Below are 8,760 nucleotides of genomic sequence, written 5' to 3'. Positions count from 1 at the left end.
GTTTCGTATTCAACAGTTGCGGTGTTGATGGTGATACCACGAGCTCTTTCTTCCGGTGCTTTATCGATGGAAGCATAGTCGAGGAAGTTTGCTTTGCCTTCTTCGGACAGAACTTTGGTAATAGCAGCGGTGAGGGTGGTTTTGCCGTGATCGACGTGACCAATGGTGCCGATGTTAACATGCGGCTTTGTTCTTTCGTAATGAGCTTTTGCCATTTCTTTTCTCTCCTTGTAACAAAAAAGAATTTGCAAAATTTGATTTGCGCTTTTCTTATTATACATTGAAAGTCAACGGGAAACAAGAAACAACGCGTAAATCCTTGCAGATTTCGAAGAAAACCAGTGATTTTGCACCGATTTTCCCAAAGAAAACATATAGTAAAAAGAGTTCTCATTTGAGAACTCTTTTTGACAGGTTTTGGTGGCGGCTCAGAGATTTGAACTCCGGACACAGCGGGTATGAACCGCTTGCTCTAGCCAACTGAGCTAAGCCGCCATGGAGCTGATAACCAGGATTGAACTGGTGACCTTATCCTTACCAAGGATACGCTCTACCAACTGAGCTATATCAGCATATCTATATATAGGAAGTAATTAACATGGTGGCGGGGGCAGGACTTGAACCTACGACCTTCGGGTTATGAGCCCGACGAGCTACCAACTGCTCCACCCCGCGATATTATTGGTGGGCGGAATAGGATTCGAACCTATGAAGGCAAAGCCGGCAGATTTACAGTCTGCTCCCTTTAACCACTCGGGAATCCGCCCATTTGGAGCTGGCAATAGGACTTGAACCTACGACCTGCTGATTACAAATCAGCTGCTCTACCAACTGAGCTACGCCAGCAAACAAGTTACGAAAATCATTATACACATTCCGTTTTGCCTTGTCAAGCACTTTTTTATTTCATTTCGGTGCTTCCGGCGTGTCAGAGGTACGTCCTCATCACGTTTATTGATTATAACAGACGAGTTCCTGTTTGTCTATAGGCTTTTTACATATTTTTGAAATAAGTTTTGTGTCAAGCTTACTGTCTTTCACAAAACTGCAAATTCAATTATATCCATCGTGGTCCGTGATCCGTGGACCGTGATCCGTGGCAGTGGCCGCTAAATTTATAAGGCGGCCATATTTATTATACTTAATACCATTCTCAAAGTATAAGACAATATCAATTCATCTAAGCTGATAAATTATAAAATAAAAGCGCCTTTATTATTTTAATGCGCCACATTCACGGAACACGGAACACGGAGCACGACCGGGAAAACATTTTATCCCTCTGTTGACTCCTCCGTACGGGCCACGACTTCCACGTCTTTTGTCACGTCCCGGTTCAGGACTTTTTTTGCCCCTTTGAGGAATTTCGGCCTGGGGATGAGGACGATATGTCCGCAGCCGCAGCATTTGATTCTCATATCGCTTCCCAGCTGGAGGACTTCCCATTCCTGGCTGCCGCAGGGATGTTTCTTTTTCATCTGGACGATATCGCCGATTCGGAACTGGATGAATTTCATGGTTTTTCTCCTTTGTAATGAAATAGCGTTATCTCAAAAGGACGTAAAGTTGTTAACTGAAATGATAAGTGATAAGTGGCGGCAGCGCGCCTCCGGCGCGCATCTATATGACGGATTTCCGTCTTCCCCTTACTCTTCCACCGGGATCATCAGGAACCGGAGCGGGAGATAGGCCGCGCCGGCGGGGATGAATCGGAAGTAAAGGTCTCTTCCCATTTCCCAGGTGCCTGCTTCCATATAATCCTGATCCGTGCCGTTTCCGAACCACTTTCCCCGTTTGACGGTGTCTGTGCGGAAAATCATGGGCACTTTTTCATTGTGCCCGATCTGGAAGGTTCCCATGTAGACGCCTCCCTGGGGATTGATGTAAAGTCTGTATTTTCCCTCCCCTTTATTATGGAAGGAAATATGATACACGATGCCGTAGTCTCCCGTATTTTCACGGGTTACCTGACTCATCTCGTCCCGGCCCTTCCGGAAGGGAATGGATTTCCCCACCACGATTTCGGCAGGGCCATTCCGGAAGTCCCAGGCTTTTTTATTTTCCAGATTCATATCGGCATCAAAAGTGCCCCGCATTTCGTGAGTATCCGGCGGGAGACGGAGGGCCGTATCCAGGGATTTCTGCAGATCTTCCTGACTGCCGTCGGGCAGGATGGCGGCTCCCAGAGTGACCGGCTTTTCCGTTTCTATTTCCACCATACCGCTGACGAGCATATCCGGATCGATACCTTCCGGATTATCTTCAAAAAGGATGGTCCTTTCATTTTTGGCAAGTTTCAGGATTTCCGGCTTTTCTGCCGGTTTCACCACTTCCCGGAAAGAAAGGGTGGCGCCAGTGGAAATATAATCCCGGCTGCTTTCTCCTTTGACCGTCCTCGTAATGGCAAGGTTCTGTTTTTTTCTCGATTTCGCATAGATCACGAGGCGGGCCGGGCTTCCGGTCTGGTTCACATGGTAGTAATAAACCCTTCCTTTTCCTTTTTTCACGGTGCCTTCATAGAGGATGCCATGATTGTCCGCATATTCCGGGCAGTCGGAAAAAATAAGGGTCCCATCGGTCCCGGTAAGGGACAGGGGAATCGTTGTATAGGTATCATTGACCGGCGAAACGGCAGAAACTGTCAGTCCGGCCATCGCAAAAAATCCTGCCAGCAGCGCTGTGATTTTATTTCTCATCAATTCTCTTCTGTATCTCCATTCTGCACCAGGGTCTCTATTTTTTTGAACCGATGGGCAAGTCCCGATTTTGTGATGCCGCAGAGGGCCGCCAGTTCGGAAAGGCTGGCATTCGGATTGGCCAGACGGAGCTCGCAGGCTTCCCGTATTTTCGGGGAAAGGGAGGAAATCGTAGTCATTTCCAGCAGTTTCTGCACCATATGGGTCTGATGGACCGCAGCATCCACGGTTTTCTGCAGATTGGCGGTTTCGCAGTTTACCTGCCGGTTCACCCGGTTTCTCATATCCTTCACTACCCGGACACTTTCAAAGTCCATATAGCTCTGGCTGGCTCCGACGATCTGAAGAAATTCAGATACATCGTCCCCGTCTTTTATATATACTATATAATCATTCTTTCTGTCCGTCATCCGCGCATGGAGGCGGAAAGTCTTCATGGTCCTGACCAGTTCTTCCGCAAAATGGAGAGACTGGGTCACCATTTCCAGATGATAATCACTCTGAGGCCGGCTTACGGAGCCTCCGCCCAGAAAAGCGCCGGCCAGGTAGGCCCGCCTTTCTTCCGGAGTTTTCAGGAATCCTTCATCATCCACACCGGCCAGTGGGGAAAGGCCCATGGTATTCAGGAAATCAAGACCTTTTTCCGAAGGCTGTACCATGAGGGTATAGACATTTTTCTTGCGAAGCCGTCTCCCCTGCCGGACCATGGCGCTGGGCATGAAGCCGAAATCTTTTTTGAGGTAAACCAGCACCCGCCGGGCCACGGCGCTGCTGCCCGTGGAAAATTCCAATCCCCATCGTCCGCCGGAACCGGTAATGAAGGAAGCGCTCATGCGGAGCAGGGCCAGAAGTTCGGAGACCCGGCAGGGCCTTTCGTCTCTAGAAATACGGGCCAGTTCATTTTTCACCTGTTCTGTAAATGACATCAGTGACTCCTTTTCAGATATGACTCCAGCGTTTCCGGGGCGATCTTGGCCCGGAGCAGGTTATGAATCTGGATGATCTGATTGGCCAGTACTTCCGTATCCTGGGAGGCTTCCTTCAATGGTCCCAGTAAATCCGCTTCAATGAGATTGGCTCCCAGGGATTTGACTTTTGTCCGGTCAATAACCACGGGGAAAGAACCGGCCTTTTCGTATTTCCTCAATACATCTTCATTGGGAATGCCGTTATTGGCCAGCACGAAATCGATGACTCCCCCTCCGATATGATCAATGAGGGCTTTCAGATGATCGCTCACCGTATACCCTGTCGTTTCTCCCGGCTGGGTCATGACATTGCAGATATAAAGGACCGGTGCCCCGCTTTTACGGATGGCTTCAAGGATTTCAGGAACCAGAAGATTCGGCAGGACCGACGTATACAGACTTCCCGGCCCCAGGGTAATCAAATCGGCATCCTGAATGGCAAAAAGGGCATCTCCTACAGCCATGGGGGATTTCGGGATGGTAGACATATGGACAATATGGGCATTATGGCCTGCAGTTTCAGGATAGGCAGAAATTTCCGACTCCCCTTCCACGATTTCCCCGTCCGACATTTTTGCCTTGAGACGGACCTTGGAAGTCGTAGCCGGTACGACCTGACCGCGGATTTTCAGGACCTTGCTGGCTGCTTCAAGACCGCTCTGGGCGGAACCGAATTCCTTGATTAAAGCGGCCAGGAACAGATTTCCCAGAGAATGGCCGGCCAGTTCCCCTTCGCCGCCAAACCGATACTGGAAGATCTGCTCCAATACCGTTTCTTTATCTGCCAGAGCAACGAGACAATTCCGGATATCCCCCGGCGCGATGATATTCATTTCTTCCCGAAGTCTTCCCGAAGATCCCCCATCATCGGCCACGGTTACAATGGCCGTAATATTGGAGGTCTTGTTTTTCAGTCCCCGGAGCAGCATGGAAAGTCCATGCCCGCCGCCAAGAGCCACCACTTTGGGTCCCCGGGACAGTTCGATTTTGGAAATCAGGTTCCTGGAAACTTCCTTCTGGTCCGGTGCCAGAAGCTGGACAAACCGTTTCGCCAGCTTTCTCACAGCCACGAAAATATCGTAAGCCCCCAGTATGATGAGGATCGTCCCGCAGATGGCAAGGAATGTATAACTGTAACTTCCGGTGGCCTGGAAAGCGATCCGGAGCATCTCTTCTTCCAGAATACCGAAAATCTGATAGTTCAGGATAAGAGCCATCCCGAAAACGAGGAAAATAATCCCCACTCCGAAAAGCACCATCCACCGTTTAATGGCGAGGCCGGGCCTCAGCCACTGCACGAGATTCTTCATACCGGTTACCTCCCTGTGGAATCGGCCACATCATGTTCCACACGATTCCTGTGCAGATCCCGGTGCTCGATATTCACCTGTCTGTTTCTTTCCTTCAGATGATTTCCCAGTTTTTCCGTCACGAAAACAGACCGGTGCATCCCGCCCGTACAGCCGATGGCGATGGTAAACTGGGTCTTTCCGGACTTTTTGAAATTATCCACCATGAAATCCATGAAATCATAAAGCCTCCTCAGGAATTCCTTCGTTACCGGCGACTTTTCGATATAATCCGCCACTTCCTTCACGCGGCCCGAAGAATACTTGTATTTCTGGATATAGAAAGGATTCGGCAGAAGCCTTACATCCAGCACCATATCCGCATCGATGGGAATGCCGTATTTAAAGCCGAAAGAAAAGACCGTGATCTGCATATCCTTAGACCAGTTATTGAGTCCGAAACGACTCTTCATATATTCCTGCAGATTGCTTGGTTTCATGGCCGTCGTATCTACAATCATATCCGCCTGGGCACGAACACCGGCCAGGATTTTCCTTTCAGCCGCGATACCTTCCTGGATGCGCATATTTTTTGCCAGCGGATGCTGCCGGCGGGTTTCCATATACCGGCGCACCAGGGCTTCATCGGAAGCTTCCAGGAAAACCACTTCATGGGGGATTCCCCTGTTTTCCAGTTCATTCAAAGCCTGGGGCAGGGCATCAAAGAAAGAACCGCCCCGGATATCCGAAACCACCGCCACATGGCGGGTATTGGACGTGCTCTTCCAGCAGAGGTCCGCAAAACGGGCAATCAGGACCGGCGGCAGATTATCCACGCAGTAATAACCCATATCTTCCAGCTTCTGCATAAAATTCGTTTTGCCGGCACCGCTCATTCCCGTAATAATGACAAAGCGGAAATCATCATCTTCCATGGTCAATCCTCCAGTACATATTTCTCAACTGCTCTCGCTACGCCATCCTCATTATTTGAAAAAGTCTCATGAGCGGCCGCTTTTTTCGCGGAATCACTGGCATTGGCTACCGCAAAAGACCAGGGCGTCATCGAAAGCATGGACACATCATTATTTCCATTTCCGAAAGTCATGGTATCTCTGATGGAAATACCATAAAGCTCACACATGGCGCGGATGGCATTTCCCTTGGAACATTCCTTATTGTTCATCTCAAAGAAATAAGGCTTCGACTTCACCTGATTCACGGCGCCGCCATATTTCTTCCTCAGGACCCCGTCTATTTCCTTCATCTTTTTATCATAATATTCGCAGACCAGAATCTTCGTAGGCTCCTTTTCGGGATGGTAAAATGCCTCCCCGTCCACATGGGCTTTCACGCCGCACTGCTTTTCATAAGACCTTGTCCTCCAGTCATAATAAGGCACATGAAGCTCATCATCGATATAAGTATGGGCATACCAGCCTTCCTCTTTAATCGTGGAAAGGATGTCAAGAGCCGCATCCTTTTCCACCGTTACATTCCGTATGATTTTCCCGCTTTCGCAAAGTCCCGTCAGAGCTCCCGTATAGCAGATCATCGGTACATCACCCAGGCCAATCGCCTGCCCCCAGGGGCGGGCCGCCTGAAACATACGGCCCGTGGCAATCACGATTCTGACTCCTTTTGAAAGAGCCGCCCGGAGCGTTTTTTTCGTATAATCGGAAATGGAAATATCATCCCGCAGAAGGGTATCATCAAGATCAATCGCTATCAGTTTGATGGACATATTTTTTTCTCCTTATATGTAAATACGGCTGGTATCATTTGAGAAGGTCGTGATCCGTGGCCCGTGGTCCGTGGTCCGTGGAGGTGGCGCGCATCAGAATCAGGAAGCGCGCAGGAAAAGATGAAACTATACCAGTCCCGCGAATCACGAGAAGCGGGTCAGGAATATATTTTTCATTGAAATCTATTCAGGCCATTTGGGCGAATCGTTATTTGAGGTGCTGCGCACTTCCCGCCAACTATTAACCACTAATCACTAACCACTATCTTTTCCCCATTATATCACAAGAGGAAACGCCCGAGGACGTGTAAAAGCAACTTTACGATGGAAATGGAAATTTATGAAATATTTAAAAAAGGTTGATTATTTTTCATAGTTTCTTTTCTATAATGAACATAAATCGGGAGTGGAATTTTCTCCCTATTCCCCCTTCCTATACGTCCATTCTGAAATTATATATATATGTATATATAAAGAACTGCTACAATAGGAATCAATCCGGAGGAAATACCCCCTGGCCTTTTCTTTGCTTCCGGGATAAGGTTCCCCCCCACACTCAAAATGATTTCTCAAAGAAAGAAGTCCTGTCCATGCCGGAAAAAATCCATCGTCTTCCTTCTGCCATGATTTTTATCTGTCTCATGGGCATCGTCAGTTTTTTTGCCGATATGACCCAGGAAGGGGCACGAAGTATTTTCGGCGATTACCTTTCCCTTATGGGCGCATCAGCTGCGGCCATCGGATTTATTACCGGTTTTGGTGAACTTGCCGGTTATGCGCTCCGTTTTTTTACGGGCCTCATTGCCTCAAAATCCGGGAAATACTGGGCCATGACCATTTTCGGTTATGCCCTGGCAGTCCTTGCCATTCCCTGTCTTTCCCTGGTGCCTGATGGAAACTGGATAGCTGCGGGATTTTTCATCATTCTGGGCCGTGTAGGGAAAGCCATCCGCCAGCCGGCGAAAAGTACCCTCCTTTCCTATGCGGCGACGCAGCAGGGTGTGGGCAAAAGCTTTGCGATTCAGGAATTTCTGGACCAGCTCGGCGGATTCTCAGGTCCCATCGTGGTCTTTCTCCTTCTATGGCTGAATCAGTCCCGGGATCCCCTCTCCGCCCTTTCCTGGTGCTTTGCGGGCCTTCTCCTTCCGGCCCTCTGCTGCATCGGTGCCGTCATCCTGGCCTCGAAGAAATTTCCTCATCCCGAAGAATTTGAACCGGAACCGAAGAAGAAGGAAATCTTTCATTTCCGTCATTCCTTCCTTATTTATATTGCCGGCATTTCCCTCTTTGCCTTCGGATTCCTTGATTTCCCGCTCATTACCATGCACGCGGCGAAACTTTCTCTCGTAGATTCCACCCTGCTTCCCCTGATTTACTCGATCGCCATGGCTATCGATGCTTTTGCAGCCCTGGCTTTTGGCTGGGCCTATGACAAATTCGGTCTTCCGGTTCTGGCTGTTTCCACTTTGATCGGAGCTCCTTTTACGTACTGCGTTTTTGCCCTCGACAATACGCCAGCTCTTTATCTGGGCGTCATTTTATGGGGCATCGGCATGGGTGCCCAGGAATCCATCATGAAAGCTGCCGTTTCCACCATTGTTCCCCGGGACTGTCGGGCCACGGGTTTTGGCATTTTTGAAACCTCTTTCGGCATCGCCTGGTTTATCGGAAGTGCACTTCTCGGAGCCCTCTACGATTATTCCATCCCCCTCATGATTGCTGTTTCTACCATAGCCCAACTTTTAGCGATTCCATTCTTCCTTGTGACATCGAGGAAAGCCGGACATTTGTAAAAAGGGAGCCTGAAACAATCCGATGCCAGCGGTTTGCGCCTCATTGTCATCTATCCATTCATGTCGGATTGTTTAAGGGGGGTGTACAATAATTACACAAAATATTGAATGACCAGAGTCTATGAAGTTATCAGTTCTCAGTTCACAGTTCTCAGTGAAGGAGGCCCGCATCAAATTGGATAGCGGGCCATTTTTATACACAGTTTTCATCAGAAATGGTTAAATTTTTATATAAAAAGGCCGCCTCTCCTGCGTAATAGCGGCCACCAC

General features: G+C 48.9%; 8 protein-coding genes and 5 tRNA genes. 1 reads left to right on the top strand and 12 read right to left on the bottom strand.

The genetic code is table 11. From position 1 onward, the window contains the following. The 12 genes from VZT47_RS08180 to VZT47_RS08125 all read right to left on the bottom strand — a co-directional run. Positions 1-215: GTP-binding protein (locus tag VZT47_RS08180; RefSeq protein WP_330224479.1), on the bottom strand; the 215-nt coding region annotated here is incomplete at its 3' end. Positions 216-418: 203 nt separating this feature from the next. Continuing rightward, a tRNA-Met gene (locus tag VZT47_RS08175) sits at positions 419-495 on the bottom strand. Between the two features lies 1 nt (position 496). Further along, positions 497-572, bottom strand: a tRNA-Thr gene (locus VZT47_RS08170). A 27-nt stretch (positions 573-599) separates the two neighbouring features. Beyond that, positions 600-675: transfer RNA gene (locus VZT47_RS08165), tRNA-Met, on the bottom strand. A gap of 7 nt (positions 676-682) precedes the next feature. After that, a tRNA-Tyr gene (locus VZT47_RS08160) sits at positions 683-767 on the bottom strand. Between the two features lie 3 nt (positions 768-770). Beyond that, positions 771-846, bottom strand: a tRNA-Thr gene (locus VZT47_RS08155). Positions 847-1,274: 428 nt separating this feature from the next. Further along, a complete protein-coding gene (locus VZT47_RS08150) occupies positions 1,275-1,517 on the bottom strand; it encodes a DUF951 domain-containing protein (RefSeq protein ID WP_296956936.1) in 243 nt (80 codons plus the stop codon). Positions 1,518-1,646: 129 nt separating this feature from the next. Beyond that, positions 1,647-2,696 carry a hypothetical protein gene (locus VZT47_RS08145; protein ID WP_330224478.1) on the bottom strand — a complete coding sequence of 350 codons (1,050 nt, stop codon included), beginning with the start codon at positions 2,694-2,696 and terminating at the stop codon, positions 1,647-1,649. After that, the gene (gene whiA / locus VZT47_RS08140) at positions 2,696-3,622 is read right to left on the bottom strand and encodes a DNA-binding protein WhiA (protein WP_330224477.1); all 927 of its coding nucleotides are present in this window, start codon (positions 3,620-3,622) and stop codon (positions 2,696-2,698) included. The genes VZT47_RS08145 and whiA overlap by 1 nt, the downstream gene beginning before the upstream one ends. Next, positions 3,622-4,974: a gluconeogenesis factor YvcK family protein gene (locus VZT47_RS08135; RefSeq protein ID WP_330224476.1), complete on the bottom strand. Its 1,353-nt coding sequence runs from the start codon at positions 4,972-4,974 to the stop codon at positions 3,622-3,624. Before VZT47_RS08135 ends, whiA begins: the two co-directional genes overlap by 1 nt. A 5-nt stretch (positions 4,975-4,979) precedes the next feature. After that, positions 4,980-5,888, bottom strand: coding sequence for an RNase adapter RapZ (gene rapZ, locus VZT47_RS08130; protein ID WP_330224475.1), 909 nt, complete (start codon positions 5,886-5,888; stop codon positions 4,980-4,982). Between the two features lie 2 nt (positions 5,889-5,890). Next, entirely contained in the window at positions 5,891-6,697 is an 807-nt protein-coding gene (locus tag VZT47_RS08125) for a Cof-type HAD-IIB family hydrolase (protein WP_330224474.1), read from the bottom strand. A gap of 590 nt (positions 6,698-7,287) precedes the next feature. Here VZT47_RS08125 and VZT47_RS08120 point away from each other — a divergent pair. Continuing rightward, positions 7,288-8,490, top strand: coding sequence for an MFS transporter (locus tag VZT47_RS08120; protein WP_330224473.1), 1,203 nt, complete (start codon positions 7,288-7,290; stop codon positions 8,488-8,490). Positions 8,491-8,760: the final 270 nt, after the last annotated feature.

Source organism: Dialister sp. (assembly GCF_036343215.1).
Classification (GTDB): Bacteria; Bacillota; Negativicutes; order Veillonellales; family Dialisteraceae; genus Dialister.
This window is presented reverse-complemented; position numbering and strand designations above follow the sequence as displayed.